Origin of the sequence: Actinoplanes rectilineatus, from assembly GCF_000962825.1 — a bacterium.
In the GTDB taxonomy this organism is placed as follows: Bacteria; Actinomycetota; Actinomycetes; order Mycobacteriales; family Micromonosporaceae; genus Actinoplanes; species Actinoplanes rectilineatus.
Window position 1 is genome coordinate 22,360 of sequence record NZ_JZKF01000084.1, and the last position, 17,323, is coordinate 39,682.

The following is a 17,323-nucleotide window of genomic DNA, read 5'->3' on the forward strand; positions in this document are numbered from 1 at the left end:
ATGACCAGCACGATCGAGAGCCCGGTCCTGCGGACGAACTTCGAGAAGTCCGTCGCCGAGTACTGGAACACCAACCGCATCGACCCGGTCAACCTGCGCCTCGGCGAGGTCGACGACCTCTACCACCACCACTACGGCGTCGGCGAGCCCGACCTGAGCGTGCTGGAGGGCCCGGCGGACACCCGCGACGAGCGGATCATCGCCGAGCTGCACCGGCTGGAGAGCGCCCAGGCCGACCTGCTGCTCGACCATCTCGGCCCGATCCAGCCGCACCACAAACTCCTGGACGGCGGCTCCGGCCGGGGCGGCACCAGCATCATGGCCAACCGGCGGTTCGGCTGCGAGGTGGACGGCGTGTCCATCTCGGAGTACCAGGTCGGGTTCGCCAACGAGCAGGCCGCGAAACGGAAGGTGGCCGACAAGGTCCGCTTCCACTTCCGGAACATGCTGGAGAGCAAGCTGGAGACCGGCTCCCGGCAGGCGATCTGGACCAACGAGACCACCATGTACGTCGACCTGCAGGACCTGTACCGCGAGTTCGCCCGGCTGCTCACCTTCGGCGGCCGGTACGTGTGCATCACCGGATGCGCCAACGACGTGACCGGCCTGCGGTCCAAGTCGGTCAGCCGGATCAACGAGCACTACACCTGCGACATCCACCCGCGCAGCGCGTACTTCAGGGCGCTGGCCGACAACGGACTGGTCCCGATCAACGTGATCGACCTGACCGCGGCCACCATCCCGTACTGGGAGCTGCGCGCGAAGTCGTCGGTCGCCACCGGCATCGAGGAGCCGTTCCTCACCGCGTACAAGGAAGGCAGCTTCCACTACCTGATGATCGTCGCTGACCGCATCTGATCCTTCGCCGAAGGCGCGGCCGGGAGAGCCCGGCCGCGCCTTCCGCCTATCCGACGTCGGTGCCCAGCGCCAGCGCCCGGCCCGCCTCGACATCCTCGGTGAGAGCCTTGATCCGGGCCTGGGCCAGGCCGTGGGAGTCCGAACCGAGCAGCTGATGCAGCGGGGCGCCTCCCCCGCTGCCGACCGCGATGATCGCGGCGGCCACCTTGACCGGGTCGCCCAGCTGAGTGCCGGGCATCGCCAGGTGCGCGGTGGTCATCTCGCGGATCGCCGCGTACCCCTCGACCGTGCTCGACGGCAACCCCAGCGAGTGGGTCCGCAGGAAGTCGGTCCGGGTGTAACCCGGCTCCACCAGGTTGACCTCGATGCCGAACTCCGCCACCTCGGCGGCCAGCGACTCGGTCAAGCCCTCCAGGGCGTATTTGCCGGCGCAGTAGAGACCCCAGCCGGGGAAGGCGGTCAGCCCGAGAATCGACGAGACGTTGACGACGTGCCCGGCCCGGCGCTCCCGGAACCCGGGCAGGACGGCGCGCAACACGTTCCAGACCCCGAAGACCTGCACGTCGAACATGGCCCGCGCCTCGGCGTCGGTGACCTCCTCGACAGCACCGAGGAAGCCGTAGCCGGCGTTGTTGACCACCACGTCGACCGGGCCGAAACGCTCGCCGGCCGCGGCGACGGCGGCGGCGACCGCCCGCTCGTCGGCGAGATTCAGCTCGATCGGCAGCAGCCGCTCGTGGTTCTCGACACCCAGCGCCCCGAGCAGGCGGGGCGCCGAGCGGGTGGTGGCGGTGACGCTGTCGCCCCGGTCCAGGAGCTGCGTGACGAGCTCCAGGCCGAGACCGCGGGACGTTCCAGTGACAAACCAGTTCATGCCGGGAATCCTGCGTCCGGGCCGGGGCCCGCGGACACCGCCGGACCGGCCCAGCCGTGCCGGGGAACGCCATGCCCACCCAGGCCCTGTCCACCGGGCTCCGGCGGCGTCACGATGGAGGCATGACGCACGCGGACCTGGGCGACTTCCTGCGCCGATGCCGGACGGACACCGCCCCCGACCAGGCCGGCGTCCCGGCCGGCGGCACGCTCGCCACCCGCCGGGTCCGCGGCCTGCGCCGCGAGGAGGTGGCCCAACTCGCCGGCGTGAGCGTCGACTACTACACCCGGCTCGAGCAGGGCCGGCACAGCAGCCCGTCGGAGGCGGTGCTGGAAGCGCTGAGCCGGGTCTTCGGCCTGGACCAGGCCGGCCGGGCGCACCTCGCCGACCTGGCCCACCCGCCGCGCCACCGCGACACCACCCCGCCGGCCCAGCGGGTCCGCCCGGCGATGCAACAGATGATCGCGTCGATGACCGGGCACCCGGCGTTCGTCATCGGCCGGCGCACCGACGTGCTCTACGCGAACACCCTGGCCAAGGCGCTGCTCACCGACTGGACGACACTCCCGCCGAAACACCGCAACTACACCCGCTGGGTGTTCCTCGACCCGGCGGCCCGCGCGGCGTACCCGGACTGGCCGGCGGTGGCCGCCGACGTGGTGGGCACACTGCGGCTGTACGCCGGGCGGTATCCGGACGACCCGCGGCTCAGCGAACTGGTCGGCGAGCTGACCATCAAGAGCCCGGAGTTCCGGACCTGGTGGAACGGGCGGGCGGTGCACGAGCGTACGCACGGCACCAAGCGGATGCTGCACCCCGCGGTCGGCCCGATCACCATCCGCTACGAGGCCCTGACCCTGCCCGGTGACGAGGACCAGACCCTGTTCATCTACACCACCGACCCGGGCAGCCCGTCGGACGACAACCTGCGCCTGCTCGCCCTCTACGCCGCGGAGACCGCCGGATAATGCTTGCGCAGGTCGGCCGAGGACCTGCTCGACACCCTAGTGGCCATGGTGACCGGCGTCGTCGCACCCTGACATTCGTGCCATCACGGCGGGCCGGTGTGCCCATGTTCGCGCCGTTACCGAGATCCGACTGTGCAGTGCCATTCAATGGCGCTAATGTCAACGCGTGTCCATGGACCGGGTTAGTCCGCCGCGCTGGCTGGTGCTGATCGGGGGCCTGGCGGGGATCGGCGGGATCAGCGTCGTGGCCGGTCTCGTCACCGCCCGCCTGACGGCGCCGGCCACCTTCGGCCCCCTGCTGGCCGGGTTGGCCAGCGCGGCGGTCGCCGTCGGCTTTCTGGCCTGGACCACTCCCCTGTTGCAGCGCCTGGCCGCACCGTCCGCATCCGATCAGCGAGTGGACGGCCCGCCTCGGGACAACAGCGACCGGGCCGCATAACCGGCTCCCCCGAGGGCGGTCCCGACCAGGACGGCAGTGACGTCGGGGTCGTTTGCGAGCCGCTCGAGCAGCACCATCGCGCCCATGAAGAGGACGATCCCGCCCAGCGAGACCAGCCAGCGCAACAGGGCGTGCCAGGCGAGCCGGTTGTAACGGTGAGCGGCGGCGTCGTTTTCCATCCGCAGGTGCTCGATGCGGTTCTGCTCATCACGATGGTCGACCGGTGGCGTTCCGCGGCGCACGCCGCGCGCCCCGGACGGCGGACGCCGGGGCCGGTTCGACGCCTCCTCCCCCGAGGTCGGCGGTTCTGCCATTGCATGTCCTCCCTGGGCCCTGGTGAGCTCATGCACGTGGATTAGTCACATCATGAGCCTCGTCACGCTCCGAAGCCAAGCGATTCCGGAGCAACTTGACACTGGGAGCATGCCAATGTTGTTCCTAATCGGAACAGGCGACGTTAGAGTCACTGTCAACCGAGGGGAGACGTGATGGGACAGCCTGACGTCAACCGCATCGTGGCAAGCCGCGTTCAACGTCTGCGCAAGGACCGCGGGTGGTCCGCCCAGCGCCTCGCGGACGAGTGCGCTAAATACGGCCCGCCCACGCTGGACCGCGTCCGAATCTCCAAGATCGAGAACAATCTGCGCCGGAGCATCGGCATCGCGGAGGTCGAGATCCTCGCCCGCGCGCTCGGCGTAAGCGTGGATCAGCTGCGCGGCGAGCCGACCCTCACCCTGCTGCAGATCTCCGACCTGCGCCTGGGCTCCGAGGGCAGCGACGCACTCATCGAGGCCCTCTGGGAGGATCTGGAACGCGTCCGCCAGTCTCCGGAGGGGCTGCGGCCCGACCTGGTCCTGCTCGCCGGCGACCTGTCCCGGGCCGGTGGGCGGCGCGACTTCGAGCAGGTCCAGGCGTTCCTCACCCGGTTGAGCCGGCACGTCGGCACCGGTTTCGACCGGATCGCTGTGGTCCCCGGTGACCGTGACGTCAACATGGCTGCCTCCCGGGCCTACTTCGCCGACCGCGAGGCGGACGAGATGGAGCCCGTCGCGCCGTTCTGGCCGAAATGGCGGTTCTTCGAGACGGTCTTCCAGCAGTGGCCCGACGCGGGGCAGAACGTCCGGATGGAACCGGAGCAGCCGTGGAGCCTGTTCCGGATCCCGGAGCTGCGGCTGGTGATCGCCGGCATCAACACGACCATGGACGACAGTCACCTGATGACCGACCGGCACGGCAGCATGGGCGAGGAGCAGTGCCGCTGGTTCGCCGATCATCTCGAGTCCTACGAACAGGACGGCTGGTTCCGGATCGGCCTGGTGCACCACCGGCCGGTGCCGGCCGCGGTCTCCCCCGGTGATCACCTCCGCGACGCCGCCCTGCTGGACGAGATCCTCGCTTCCAGGCTCAACCTGCTGGTGCACGGCCATGCCACCGGCCCGCAGGAGCGGCTCACCACCCTGGTGTCCGGTCTGCCGGTGTCGGCCTCGGGACGGCTGAGCGACGCCACGGAGGAGACCGCCGGCGCGCTCACCTACACGATTCTTCAGATCACCTCGGCCGGCATCCGGCGGGCCGTTCGCGTGGTGCGGCCCGGCGCCCCGGCGGCGGACACGGCCACCGGCCTGTCCTGGACCGAGGAGGCACCGATGGCGTGGCGGTCGGCACAGGCCGCCTTCCCGACCTCCGCCTCCCGCCCGATGACGGTGACCGCACCCGCCGCCGGGGCGGGCGCCGACTGGTCCCCGGCTGGTCTCCCCCGCCCCGTCGCCGACGAGGAGCGGCCGCGCCCGTCCCGGGAGGTTCTGCTCGACGAGATCGCCGACATCTGGCGGGCCCGCGACCGGGACGCGCAGATCAAGGGCTTCACCGGTGCGTCACCGTACGTGCGGGTCACCTACCGCGAGGGCGGCCTGATCCATCAACTTCGGATCGGCGCCGAGGACGGGCCGTTCGACCGATCCACCATCGACGACTTCGTCGGCCAGGTCCAGCTGGCCGGCAACGCCCGGGCGGAGTTCGTCTACCGGCAGTTCGCACCGCCCAAGGATCTCCGCGACTACGCGCGTTTCCGGAAGGTGCACCTGCGAAGCTTCGTCGAGTTGCAGGGCATCCTCGACCTCGACCGGTACGTCACGGCACAGACCGCACGCCTGGCCGCCAACCCCAGCTACGCCCCGAGCACGTACGTGCCGCAACGTTTCACCGACGACACCCGGGGAACCGCCGTCGAGGACGACGACCTGCTGACCCACCTGATCAAGATCCTGGACAGCGACGAGGGCAGCTTCATCCTGCTGCTCGGCGATTTCGGCCGGGGCAAGACCTTCGCGCTGCGTGAGCTGGCCCGGCGTCTCCCGCACAAGCTCCCCACCCTCATCCCGATCTTCATCGAGCTCCGGGCCCTCGACAAGGCGCACTCCATCGAGGGACTGGTGGCCGCTCATCTGGCCAACCACGGGCAGTCGGTGATCGACCTCAACGCTTTCCGTTACATGCACCAGCACGGCCGCATCGTGCTGATCTTCGACGGTTTCGACGAACTGGTCGCCCGCGCGACGTACGACCGCGCCGCCGATCACCTCCAGACCCTGCTCGGCGCGGCCCAACAACAGGCGAAGGTCATCGTCGCCAGCCGGACCCAGCACTTCCGCACACACCGTCAGGTGCTGACCGCGATGGGCGAGCGCCTCGGCTCGCTGCCGCAGCGCCAGATCCTGACCCTGTCCGACCTGTCCCGGGAGCAGATCCACCAGGTCCTGCTGCGACGCTACAACCAGGACACGGCCGCGGCGGACAACCGGCTGCGCCTGATAGAGGGCATCCCCAGTCTGGCCCGGCTCGCCGCCAACCCCCGGATGCTCAGTTTCATCGCGGGCATCGACGAGGAACGGCTGCAGGCGATCGTGCAGTCGCAGGGCGCGATGAGTGCCGCCCTGCTCTATCAGGAGATCCTCACCTTCTGGATGCGCTACGAGGAACGCCGGACCCAGGACATCCCCGGCGTCCCGGCCGGCCTCGGCATCACCGACCTGTGGCTCGCGGTCAGCACCCTGGCGTTGCGGATGTGGGAGACCGGCAGCGAACTCGTCGACACCGAGCAGCTGGGCACTCTGGCCTCGTCGACGCTGGACCGGCTGGCCGGCGCGTCGCACCTCTCCGCCGAGCAGGTCACCCATGCACTCGGCGCCGGCAGTCTGCTGGTCCGCACCGAGGAGGGCATGTTCGGCTTCATCCACAGTTCGGTGATGGAGTGGCTGATCGCCAAGCGCGTCACCGAGGAGCTCGACCAGTCCACCGACCCGGCCGATCTGCCGTCGCTCAGCCGCCAGCTGCTCACGCCGCTGACCGTCGACTTCCTCAGCGACCTCGCCGACGCACGGTTGCTGCAGCAGTGGGCATCGGCGGTGCTCGACGACGACTCGGCGAGCGGCCTCGCCCGCACCAACGCCGGCAACTGCATCGCCCGGCTCGAGTTGTCCGGCCGCCACAACATGCGCGGCATCTCGCTCGCCGGGCAGGACCTGTCCTATCGCAGCTGGCAGGGTGTCGACCTGACCGGTGCGGACCTCGCCGACGTCCGGTTCGTCGGCACCGAACTGAACGGCGCGATCCTGCGCGACGCGCGCCTGACCGGTGCGGTGCTCGACGGGGCGAACCTCTCCGGCGCCGATCTGACCGGCGCCGACCTCACCCGGGCCCGGCTGACCCGGACGCAGCTGCGCGACGCCGACCTGAGCAGGGCCGACCTGTCCCAGGCACGGCTCGTCGAGGCCGACCTCACCGGCGCCCGGACCGACCGGACCCGATGGTTGCGCACGTCGCTCATCCGGTCGGCGGGCAGCGTGGTGAACGAGGCGGAGGACGCCGGCGCCGCGGTCCTTCCAGGACGCCGGCCGATCGAGGTCGCGACCAGGCCGCACCAGATCGGCGTCATGTTCGGTTTCGAGGACGGCCGGGTGCCACGTCCGGTGGCGTACGACGCCACCGGCTCGCTGATCGGCATCGGGAACGAGGACGGCAGCGTGCTGCTCTGCGACGCCGTGGACGGTGAACCGTTGCGAACCCTCGCCGGGCACCGCGACCGAGCCCACGTCGTCGTGTTCACCCCGAACCCGGAGGACCGGGTGATGGCCACCGGGTCGCTGGACGGCAGCGTCCGCCTGTGGGACACCGCGACCGGCGTCACCCGATATCTGCTCGACCGGCATGCGGAATGGGCCTGGCCCCTACTCTTCGACTACGGCGGCCGCCTCCTGGCCTCCGGCGACGGCGACGGGGTCATCCGGGTCTGGGACGTCGCCACCGGCACGCTGCGCTGGGCCGGCACCGGGCACACCGCGCCGATCTGGACGGCGTCGTTCACCAATGCGGGCGACCTGCTGGCCGTCGGGGACGACAGCGAGGAGGGCGTCAGCGCGCGGATCTGGGACGCCCGGACCGGGCGTCTCCGGCACCTGCTGGACACCGAGGGCAGTGTCACGTACTGGCTCCGGTTCAACGCGGCCGGCGACATGCTGGCCACCGGCGGCGGTGACGGCACGGTTCGACTGTGGAATCCGGTCACCGGGGAGCTGATGCACCGGCTGCCGGGTCACAGCGGTTCGATCTACGCCCTCGACTTCCACCCCTCCGGGGATTATCTGATCAGCGCGTCCGTCGACGGCACGGTCCGGCAGTGGGTCTTCGACGGACGGGGTGGTGTTCGCGAGCACGACCTGCCGTCGCACAGCGGCGCCGTCTACCGGGTGACCTTCGGCCCGGCCCGGCGACGGTTCGCTACCGGTGACAGCGACGGAAACGTCCGGCTGTGGGATGCCGACACCGCGGAGCAGGTGCTCAACCTGGAGCGATCACACAACGCCTCGGTGTGGCCGATCATGTTCCATCCGTCCGAGCCACGGATGCTGACCAGCAGCAACGACTTCACCGCCAAGATCTGGGACACCACGACCGGCAACTTCCTCAAAGAGATCAAGGGACACGGCCGCCGGGTCCGCGGTGTGACCTTCAACCACGACGGCACCATGCTGGCGGTCAGTGGAAACGACGGCTCGGTCCGGGTCTGGGATCCGCGGACGGGCACCCAGCAGCTGGCGCTGCGACATTCGCCGGACCGGTTGAATGCGGCGGTGTTCTCCCCTGTCGAGCAGATGCTGGCGACGGCGAGCAACGACGGCAACATCTACCTGTGGAATGCCATCACCGGCGAGGAGGGACGGCACCTCGGCCCGGCCACCACGGACAGCGTCTCCGCCACGGTGTTCGCCCCGGACGGCAACCAACTGGCCACCGCCAACGACGACGACACCGTCCAGCTCATCTACCCGGCGACCGGGCGGACCGTTACCGTGCTCCGTCCGGAGGCCGGGCGGATCAAGGCGCTGGCCTTCAGCCCCAGGGGAACCACTCTCGCCATCGGCGGCGACGACCGTTACCTCCACCTCTGGGACGTCACGACGACGACCAGGACCCGGACCCTGGCTCGGCACGGCGGCCGGATCGTGGCCATCGCCTTCCACCCGGACGGGACGATCCTGGCAAGTGCCGCCAGCGACGGACGGGCCCGGCTCTGGAACACGGACACCGGCGAGGCGCTGTTCGAGGTCGCCGGGCTGACCGGCGAGATGTGGTCTGTCGCGTTCCACCCCGGCGGCGGGTCCTTCGCCACCGGGGGCGACGGCGGCGCCGTCGACATCTGGTCGGCCGTCGACGGCCGGTTGCTGCACCGCCTCACCGGGCATGAGGGCCGGGTCTGGTCGGTCGCGTTCAGCCCGGACGGCCGGCTGCTGGCGAGCGGCGGCGACGACGGCACCGCCCGGTTGTGGCGGCTGGACGGCGACGCGCCGGTTCTGGCCGCGACGCTGCTCGGTCTGGGCCCGGAGTGGGCCGCGTACACCCCGGACGGACGGTACAAGATGTCGTCCGACCGGGCCGCGGACCGTGGCGACTTCTGGCATATCGTCGGTTTGTGCCGTTTCAATCCAGGCGACCTTGACAAATCTCTTTCCGCGTCCCTCCGGATGCTTCCCGAGCAATCAATTCTCTGACAGTTTCACGCACTCTCATCATTCATCCGCGAGGAGAACGAACCGTCATGCTGTACGCCCTTCTCGACAACGCGATCCGGAATACTCCGGATCGGGTCTGGGACCGGATCGCCCCGGTGCTCGAGGACCTGGCCGAGGGCCGGACCTCCCTCGACGCCGTCCGCCATCCGCTCGGCTTCGTCTGCCTGCCTCTGGTGCGTGACGACAGCCCGGAAGGCGTCTGCCTGCACTACTGGTCCACCGATGAGAAGAGCGCCGGCCCCACCACCTCGCGCTACCACTGCCACAGCTGGCACCTGCTCAGCCACATCCTGGCCGGCTCGGTCGGCAACCAGCGGATCACCCTCGTCCCCGGCGACCGGTTCCGCGAGTTCACGGCACTGACCAGGGGATACGAGGACACCCTCGAACCCACCGCGGTGTTCACCGACGTCCGGTGCGACGAGCCGGAAACCTACGCCGCGGGCGAGTCGTACGAGCTGGAAGCGGGCCACTTCCACGCCTCGGTCTCCAGCGGCGCCACCGTGTCGGTGACCCTGGTGCTGGGCCGGATGGTCCCCGGCGAAACCGACATCACGCTCGGCACCCCCGCCCTCGGGCCGCACCGCGTCATCCGCCGGAGCCTGGGTCACCAGGAGGCCCGGCGGGTGGCCGGCGAAGTACTGCGACTTCGCCCGGCCCTCTCCGGATCGGTGGCCTGAGGATTCACTCCCCGGCCGCGGAGAACCGCCGCCGACCGGCAAGCGGAAATTCCTCCCGGCGCCCGCCGCCGCAGTGTCGTACACACTGTGGCCATGACGTTGGGCGATGACGCCAGTCGATCCATCAAGGGCGTTGACTTCTTCATCAGCTACAGCCCGGCCGACGAACAATGGGCCACCTGGATCGCTTGGGAACTGGAGAAAGCCGATTACACCACGATGTTGCAGGCCTGGGACTTCGTCCCAGGCACCAACTTCATCGACTTCATGGACCGCGGGGTCAGCACGTCGATCGCGGTGATCGCGGTGCTCTCCCGCAACTACATGCGTTCCACCTACGGACGGCTGGAGTGGCAGGCCGCGATCCGCCGCTCACCCCACGATCCGGGCAGCCGTCTGATCACCGTACGGATCGAGGACTTCCCCCTCGAAGGCCTGCTCGCCACCATCACCTTCGTCGACCTGGTCCCGGTCGGCGACCGGGACACCGCCCGGCAGTTGCTGCTGGGCCGGATTCGTGCGGCGATGAACGGCCGGGCCAAACCGGCCGCCGATCCCGGATTCCCCCGGCTGCCCGGCGCCGCCGCGGGCTTCCTCCCGCACATTCCGGACCACGCGGCCCGCCTCGCCCACCACCGACGTCCCGTCCAGGTACGCCCACCCGGCCGGGCCGTCCGACTGCTGCACCTGGCCGGACCCCGCCTCGACCGGCGCCAGGCCCCGCCCCAGCTCCAGGCCAAACGGGTGGCCACCGAGGTGGTAGGTGCCCTGGACCGGCTCCCGCCGGATCGCCGGGTGGCCCCGGACATGCTGCTGATCGCCGGTGACATCACCGGCACCGGCAGCCTGCGGGAGTTCGAGGCGGCACTGGAGATGCTCTCCGACCTGCGCGGAACGCTCGGCTTGGAGGCGGACCGGGTAGCCGTCGTCCCGGGGTCGCACGACATCAACGAGGCAGCGTGCCGGGCCTACTTCGCGAACTGCGAGGCAGACGAGGTCGAGCCGGAGATCCCGTACTGGCCGAAGTGGCGGCACTATCTCAGCTTCCTGCGACAGCTGTACGCCGACGGCATCCCACTCCCGTTCCTCGAGGGCCGTCCGTGGGGCCTGATGACGGTTCCCGAGTTACGGCTGGCGGTCGCGGCCGTCAACTCCACCATGATGGTCAGCCACACGGATCACGGTGAACACGGCACGATCGGCGAGGAACAGGCGCGCTGGTTCGCCGACGCCCTGGCCGCCGAGACGGACGAGGGCTGGTTGCGCGTCGGCCTGGTCCACCACGAGATCACGGACGCCGGCCTCCTCAGCAGCCCACTGGATCTGCTGGCCACCGGCCACACGTCGGGGACGGCCGGGCCGGGCCGGCTGATCACTCTGATCCGGGGGGACAGCGGCACTACCGTCGAGACCGACGACCTGTGAGTCCGGCGCCGTCACCGCCGGCGTGCCGCCACGATCAGCGAGCCGCCGATGCCGGGGACCAGCCGGGCCGGCCAGCGCCACTCCAACCAGTGGCCGTTCCACTCCCAGCCCACGAAGTTCGACCGCAGAGCGGTCACCTCGAACCCGCAGGTGCGCAGCAGGCGGCGCAACGCGCTCGCGGTGAACGGCCGGATGTGCAGGTGCAGATAGGGATGCAGCGGGTCGACCTGCCGCGGCGACGCCCCGGTGAGGAACCGGAGACGGTCCTGCAACGTGGCGAGATTCGGTGTGGTCAGCACGAGCACCCCACCCGGCTTGATCACCCGGCGGAACTCTTCGACCATGGCGCGCACGTCGAAGATGTGCTCGATCAGCTCACCGGAGACCACCGCAGCGACGGACGCGTCCCGAAACGGCAGCCCGTTCGCCGCGTTGAGGCATACTCCGGCGGCTTTGGCTTCGTACAGCGCGCCCAGCGAGATGTCAGACGTGATCACCTGCCGGCCGGAGAGGGACGGGATGAGGCTCTCGGCGGAACTGCCGATCTCGAGCAGGGGCCCCGTCGGCATCGATGCCAGCGATCGGGCCAGCAGGCCGGAAGCCAGTTCCCGCCGTTTGGCGTGATAACGACTCAGGACGTATCCCGACACGGTCGACGCTTGCTCGTACAGTTCTAGATTTGCAGCCCGCGCGGCATTCGACACGGAATCCGCGTTCGTCCTGTTCACATTCGGCTCCCGTAAGAATGTGACGGTGCACCATTCGGCGCAAACGATAGCAGCCACTTCATGGAGCGAACTGTCGACTTGCCGCCACTCGACCTCACTTATTATACTTTCGAGTATTTATCAGGAAATGTCGGAAATTTTTGATCTGTTCGGCGTAGCCCTCCCGCAAAGCGGATATCTTGTCCGTCGACACCTCGACACCGGTCAACTCGGTCAGGTGTCGCGGCAAAAAATCGTCGTCGACGCCACCATCGAAACGATAACGCTTCGGAGAAGACTCGAAGCGCCTGCTGAAGTCGAGATCGAGGGTCTTGTAGATGAAGGATTCCGGCCCGAACCGATATGACTGCGGCAGCTCACTCTCGGCGGACTGCGGACCGTGAAACCAGGACAGGTAGAGAGCGTCGCTGTATATCTCATAACGATGAACCGACGAGTCGCCATCGTAGACAATCTCCACCGGTATCGATTTTCGACAATCGAAGAGCGCGACGACGGACATGAGGATCTCATCCACTAGCGATCTCCGCCCGTCGTCGAGGGCATCACCCCTCCGGTCCGGCTGTCGCGCGACCCGGTCCGCAACCCGCCGGTTGAGGGCCTGCTCGTCACCAGGGTCCAGGATCGCGATTCTGACCGTCTGAGGACGATGCACCGACTCCCTCAGACGCATACTGACGAACCACGCGCTCGTCCCCCGGAAATAACAGACACTCGATCGAGTGAGATTTTCGGTCAGATCACGGTTGTATCGAACCCCGAAGTCATCCGGCACGGGATTGATCGCCGGATACGTGGCATCCGGCAGGAACAGCTGATTCAGCTGTTCGATCTTATCGACAACCTTCTCCGCAATCTCATCGATGCCCTCTCGGAAGTTCTGCTGCAGTATCGCATCCTGAATCCGGCCCGCGATCAAGGAGAAGATCAGTGCGAACAACGCGCTAGCCACAAGATTCACGCCCAGCGCCGACAGAATCACGTCAGCGCCCGCCTTCTTGTCGAGCATGGCCAGCGCGACACCGCCAGCCAGAACGATCAGGGTGGCGAACCCGATCGCAAAGTTCTTCACGAGCCGACGGAGGTGCTGCGGAGATCCATTCATCGTCGCACCGCTCCCGAAAAACAGTCACCATTTGTGCGCCAGACAATCACAATCGCTGAATCGCACCAAATCATGGTGACCACAAATCAGGTCAGACCCGAGAAATGTCGCTATTTCCGCGATCGGACAGGCCGGGCGCAGCCGCCGCCCTGACCACCCGCTGCCCGGCGGACATGATCGGCGGCGGATCAGCCCACCAGGAAGGAGGCGGCCAGGCGGGCCAGGGCGACGACCGGCACGAACAGCAGCGCCCCGACGACGGCCGCCGTGAGCAGGCGACGGCCGTCGGTGAGGCCGCGGCGGCGGAGCCAGAGCACCGCCGCCACGCTGTACGGCACGACCACCACGACCGACGTCACCACCCCCGGCGTGTAAGCCCCCAGCAGCACCGCCGAGGCGATGTGGCCCACGCCGTGCACGCCGAAGCCGAGGACGCCCAGCTGGAACAGGAATCCGCGGCCCCGGGTGCGGATGCCGTCGGCGGCAGCGACCGCCATGACCACGCCGACCAGGGCGACGGCCACCGCGAACTCCCCCGGCGTCGTCGACGCCAGCCGTTCGGCCACCGCGGACGGCAGCCGGTCGCTCACCTCGGAGGTGGTGGCGCCGACGGTGGCCAGTTCCTCGGCGTCGTGCACGCACCACGCCAGGAACAGGCCGGCGGTCACCAGCAGCGGCATCCGGTCGGTACGGGTGGGGTTCGCGGTGACCATCGACATCAGACCTCCAGCACCCGGTTCCAGGCCTCGCCGAGTGCCTTCACGTTCGACGGGTCGGCGAACATCGTGTAGTGGTCACCCGGCACCGGTTCGATGCGCAGGGTGCCGGTCAGGTGGGTACGCCACGGCCCCTTGCCGACCCGTTTGATGCGCAGCCGGTCGAGCAGTTCGGCGTCCTCCGCGTCGCTGGCCTCGAAGATGGTGACCGGTCCGTCGTACGTCTCGTCGGGGTACCACCGCTTGAGGACACTGTGGTTGTGCTGCCACACCCGCATGAACCGCCGGTAGTCGCCGAGGACCTGTGATGCCGCCCCGGGCAGCCGGAGCAGGCTCAGCGCCTCGTCCACGCTCGCCGGCGGGTCCGCCGCCGGGTCCACGGTGATGCCGAAGATCTGCTGCATGAGCAGCGGGAAGGCGGCCAGCACATCACTCTCGTCGATGCGTCCACCGACGTACGCCTCCGGCGGGTGCGCGTCGAACATGATCAGGTCCTCCGTCTTCTGTCCGAAGGCCCGCAGCCGCAGCGCCACCTCGACCGCGACGTTCCCCCCGAAAGAATATCCGGCCAGCCGGTACGGGCCCTCGGGCTGAACGGCCCGGATCGCGTCGATGAAATGCTCGGCCAGGACGCGGATGCTCGCCACCTCTTCGAGCCGTTCCATCGGGAACGACAGGGTGTACAGCGGATCGGTGCCGTCGAGGTGCCGGGCGAGCTGGTAGTAGCAGAAGTTCGTACCGCCGGCCGGGGGGGAAGAAGAAGATCGGCGTGCCGCTGCCGACCCGGAGTCGTTCGGCGACGGCCAGCGGGCGCCGGCGCGGCATCGCGGTGACCTCGATCGGCTCGGCGGACGGGTCGGCGGGCGCGGTCAGAAACCGGATCACCGACGCCGGGCTGCGCAGGTTCTCGAAGTCCTGCAGCGACATGTCCCGGTCGAGTCGTTCCCGCAGTTCGGCCACGATCTCCACGGCGGTCATCGAGTCGCCGCCCAGGTCGTAGAAGTCCCCTTCCGGGTCCAGGCCGGGCACGCCCAGGTGGCGGCTCATCACCTCGGTCACCGTGGCGGCCACGTCGCCGGGCACGGCCGGTCCGCCGGCGCCGCCCTTGACCTGCGCCTCCGCCCAGTGGCGTTCGCGCAGGAACGCGTACCCCGGAACCGGGATCCGCCGGGCGTCCGGGGCCGCCTCCGGCAGGGTCCCGTCGGCGAGCCACCGTTCGGCGTCCGGGTGGGCTGCCGGGATCTCACCGGCCGCGACGAACGCGGTCAGGATCTGCCGGGTGTGCGCGACGTCGCGGGCGACGAACGCCAGACGGTGGGCCAGCCGGGCCCGGCCGCGCAGCAGGGTGTACGACAGGTCGGCGAACCGCACGCCGGGGTGCCGGGCGAGGTGTTCGAGCAGGGTGCCCGCGGTGCGTTCCAGGCCGGCCCGGTCCCGGGCGGAGAGGACGATCAGCCGCGGCTCGTGGTCCGGCACGACCGGCCGTCCGGGCGGCGCGACGGCGAGCACACAGTGCACGTTGGTGCCGCCGAGCCCGAACGAGCTGACCGCCGCCGCTTCGATCGGCGTCTCCGGTTCGGTGGCCTGCAGCGGGATGCGGTACCGCTCCTCGTCCAGTTCGATCGCCGGGTTCAGGCTGGTCAGGTTGACCTGCGGCGGGATGGTCTGGTGTTCCAGCACCAGCACCGTCTTGATCAGCCCGGTGACTCCGGCCGCCGCGTCGAGGTGGCCGACGTTGGCTTTGATGCTGCCCAGGGCGGTGGGTTCGCGCGGGTCGGAGCCGTCGTCGTAGGCCCGGGTCAGCGCCCGGATCTCGATCGGGTCGCCGAGGGCGGTGCCGGTGCCGTGTGCCTCGATGTAGCCGACGTCGGCGGCCCGCAGCCCGGACCGGTCCAGGGCTTCCGCGATGATCCGGCTCTGTCCGCGGGGGCTGGGCGCGGGGAAGCCGGCCCGGCGGGCGCCGTCGTTGCCGACGGCGCTGCCGCGCAGCACGGCACGGATCGGGTACCGCCCGGCGATGGCGTCGTCGAGGCGCATCAGCACGACCACCGCGCAGCCGTTGCCCTTGACCGTGCCGGCCGAGTCGGCGTCGAACGGGCGGCACCGGCCGTCCGGTGACAGGATGCCGCCGGTCTTGTGCCGGTACCCGGCGTTCTGCGGCAGGGTGATGCTGACGCCGCCGGCCAGGGCCGCGTCGCAGTCGCCGGACCGCAGCGCCTGCGCGGCCAGGTGCACCCCGACCAGGGAGCTGGAGCAGGCGGTCTGCACGCCGACGGTGGGCCCGGTCAGGTCCAGTTTGTACGCCACCCGCGAGGCGAGGAAGTCCTTGTCGTTGCCGACCAGCATCGGGTACGCGAGTTCACTCTCGGTCCCGTCGAGCAGGTGGTTCATCAGGTAGCTGCTCATGCTGGTGCTGGCCCAGACTCCGATGTTGCCGTCCAGGTCGGCCGGGTTGAGGGCGGCGTTCTCCAGTGCGCTCCAGGCACATTCCAGGAACACCCGGTGCTGCGGGTCCGTCAGGCGTGCCTCCTGGGCGGACATCCCGAAGAACCCGGCGTCGAATCGGTCGGGTTCGGCGAGGTCGGCGACGCGCGGCACGAAGCCGGGCTCGGCGGCCTCGTCCGGGTCGACGCCGGCGGCGCGCAGTTCGTCCTCGGTCAGGTCCCGGATGGTCTCCCGGCCGCCGACGACCGTGGACCAGAGTTCCGCGACGTCGGCAGCGCCGGGGAAGCGGCCGGCCATGCCGACCAGGGCGATGTCGATGCGGTTCACCGGGACTCCTTCAGATCGGCCAGGTAACGGGCCAGCGCGTTGATGGTCGAGTACTCGAACAGGTCGACCATCGAGATGTCGTCCATGACGAACCGGTCGACGAGGCGGCGGTGGATCTCGGCGACGTGCATGGAGGTGCCGCCGATGTCGAAGAAGTTGTCGTCGTAGGAGAGGGTGTCGATGCCGATGACCTGCCGCCAGATCTCGGCGATCTCGTCGGCGTGCGGCACCACGGAGGCGGGCACCGCGCGCATGGTCTGGGTGGGGATCGTCAGGGCCGCGTCGTCGACTTTGCCGTTGAGGGTCAGCGGGAGGCGATCGAGACGGCAGAAGAGCGAGGGGATCATGTACGGGGGAAGCAGCGGTTTCAGCGCTGTCCGGACGGTCCGGTCGTCGAGTTCGTCGCCGACGAGCCAGGCGACGAGTCGCGGTTCGGCGCCTTTCTCGTCGAGCCGCACCACGCATTCCGACACTCCAGGGACGGCGTGCAGCGCGGCCTCGACTTCACCCAGCTCGATCCGATAGCCCTTCAACTGCACCTGGCGATCCGCCCGGCCCAGATAGACCAGAGTTCCGTCCGGCAGCAGACTTCCCAGGTCACCGGTCCGATACCAGCCACCCGGCAGGAACCGCTGCGCCGTCTTCTCCGGATCACCCAGATAGCCGTCCGAGACACCGTCCCCGGCGACG

General features: G+C 69.4%; 12 protein-coding genes and 2 pseudogenes. 6 read left to right on the forward strand and 8 right to left on the reverse strand.

Annotated elements, in window-relative coordinates; translation table 11 throughout:
* Nucleotides 1-858 carry a geranyl diphosphate 2-C-methyltransferase gene (locus WH85_RS37830; RefSeq protein ID WP_211275573.1) on the forward strand — a complete coding sequence of 286 codons (858 nt, stop codon included), beginning with the start codon at nt 1-3 and terminating at the stop codon, nt 856-858.
* 46 nt (nt 859-904) lie between these two features.
* On the opposite strand, the gene WH85_RS37835 is transcribed toward WH85_RS37830, so the two are convergent.
* The gene (locus WH85_RS37835; RefSeq protein ID WP_045746950.1) at nt 905-1,732 is read right to left on the reverse strand and encodes an SDR family NAD(P)-dependent oxidoreductase; all 828 of its coding nucleotides are present in this window, start codon (nt 1,730-1,732) and stop codon (nt 905-907) included.
* Between the two features lie 122 nt (nt 1,733-1,854).
* Here WH85_RS37835 and WH85_RS37840 point away from each other — a divergent pair, with 122 nt between their 5' ends.
* Together WH85_RS37840 and WH85_RS37845 are read left to right on the forward strand one after the other, a co-directional pair.
* A complete protein-coding gene (locus WH85_RS37840; protein ID WP_045746951.1) occupies nt 1,855-2,700 on the forward strand; it encodes a helix-turn-helix transcriptional regulator in 846 nt (281 codons plus the stop codon).
* Nucleotides 2,701-2,866: 166 nt separating this feature from the next.
* Nucleotides 2,867-3,139, forward strand: coding sequence for a hypothetical protein (locus WH85_RS37845; RefSeq protein WP_157411466.1), 273 nt, complete (start codon nt 2,867-2,869; stop codon nt 3,137-3,139).
* On the opposite strand, the gene WH85_RS37850 is transcribed toward WH85_RS37845, so the two are convergent.
* Nucleotides 3,091-3,453 (reverse strand): hypothetical protein, encoded by a 363-nt coding sequence (locus WH85_RS37850; RefSeq protein ID WP_157411467.1) that lies wholly within the window; start codon nt 3,451-3,453, stop codon nt 3,091-3,093. The genes WH85_RS37845 and WH85_RS37850 overlap by 49 nt on opposite strands.
* Nucleotides 3,454-3,627: 174 nt before the next feature.
* Here WH85_RS37850 and WH85_RS47740 point away from each other — a divergent pair, with 174 nt between their 5' ends.
* From WH85_RS47740 to WH85_RS37865, 3 genes are all read left to right on the forward strand, one after another.
* Nucleotides 3,628-9,186, forward strand: coding sequence for a pentapeptide repeat-containing protein (locus WH85_RS47740; RefSeq protein ID WP_052721092.1), 5,559 nt, complete (start codon nt 3,628-3,630; stop codon nt 9,184-9,186).
* A 47-nt stretch (nt 9,187-9,233) separates the two neighbouring features.
* Entirely contained in the window at nt 9,234-9,887 is a 654-nt protein-coding gene (locus WH85_RS37860; protein ID WP_052721093.1) for a hypothetical protein, read from the forward strand.
* 93 nt (nt 9,888-9,980) lie between these two features.
* Nucleotides 9,981-11,312 (forward strand): TIR domain-containing protein, encoded by a 1,332-nt coding sequence (locus WH85_RS37865; RefSeq protein ID WP_045746954.1) that lies wholly within the window; start codon nt 9,981-9,983, stop codon nt 11,310-11,312.
* Nucleotides 11,313-11,323: 11 nt separating this feature from the next.
* Here the strand turns inward: WH85_RS37865 and WH85_RS37870 are convergent, their stop codons facing one another.
* From WH85_RS37870 to WH85_RS37895, 6 genes and pseudogenes are all read right to left on the reverse strand, one after another.
* The gene (locus tag WH85_RS37870; protein ID WP_169792543.1) at nt 11,324-11,962 is read right to left on the reverse strand and encodes a class I SAM-dependent methyltransferase; all 639 of its coding nucleotides are present in this window, start codon (nt 11,960-11,962) and stop codon (nt 11,324-11,326) included.
* A gap of 172 nt (nt 11,963-12,134) precedes the next feature.
* Complete coding sequence (locus tag WH85_RS37875; RefSeq protein ID WP_045746956.1) at nt 12,135-13,112, reverse strand: hypothetical protein; 978 nt, start codon at nt 13,110-13,112, stop codon at nt 12,135-12,137.
* Nucleotides 13,113-13,333: 221 nt separating this feature from the next.
* A complete protein-coding gene (locus WH85_RS37880; RefSeq protein WP_052721095.1) occupies nt 13,334-13,864 on the reverse strand; it encodes an HXXEE domain-containing protein in 531 nt (176 codons plus the stop codon).
* Nucleotides 13,864-14,553 (reverse strand): annotated as a pseudogene (locus WH85_RS37885) (thioesterase domain-containing protein); the annotation flags it as partial. The pseudogene WH85_RS37885 and the gene WH85_RS37880, both read right to left, overlap by 1 nt.
* 190 nt (nt 14,554-14,743) lie before the next feature.
* Nucleotides 14,744-16,633: pseudogene (locus tag WH85_RS47745) on the reverse strand (beta-ketoacyl synthase N-terminal-like domain-containing protein); the annotation flags it as partial.
* Nucleotides 16,630-17,323 (reverse strand): non-ribosomal peptide synthetase (locus tag WH85_RS37895; protein WP_045746958.1); only part of this gene is annotated, 694 nt, incomplete at its 5' end. The pseudogene WH85_RS47745 and the gene WH85_RS37895, both read right to left, overlap by 4 nt.

Coding starts and splice junctions, on each gene's coding strand:
- WH85_RS37835 (WP_045746950.1), bottom strand. CDS start 1,732: ATGAACTGGTTTGTCACTGGAACGTCCCGCGGTCTCGGCCTGGAGCTC.
- WH85_RS37880 (WP_052721095.1), bottom strand. CDS start 13,864: ATGTCGATGGTCACCGCGAACCCCACCCGTACCGACCGGATGCCGCTG.
- WH85_RS37840 (WP_045746951.1), top strand. CDS start 1,855: ATGACGCACGCGGACCTGGGCGACTTCCTGCGCCGATGCCGGACGGAC.
- WH85_RS37850 (WP_157411467.1), bottom strand. CDS start 3,453: ATGGCAGAACCGCCGACCTCGGGGGAGGAGGCGTCGAACCGGCCCCGG.
- WH85_RS37860 (WP_052721093.1), top strand. CDS start 9,234: ATGCTGTACGCCCTTCTCGACAACGCGATCCGGAATACTCCGGATCGG.
- WH85_RS37865 (WP_045746954.1), top strand. CDS start 9,981: ATGACGTTGGGCGATGACGCCAGTCGATCCATCAAGGGCGTTGACTTC.
- WH85_RS47740 (WP_052721092.1), top strand. CDS start 3,628: ATGGGACAGCCTGACGTCAACCGCATCGTGGCAAGCCGCGTTCAACGT.
- WH85_RS37830 (WP_211275573.1), top strand. CDS start 1: ATGACCAGCACGATCGAGAGCCCGGTCCTGCGGACGAACTTCGAGAAG.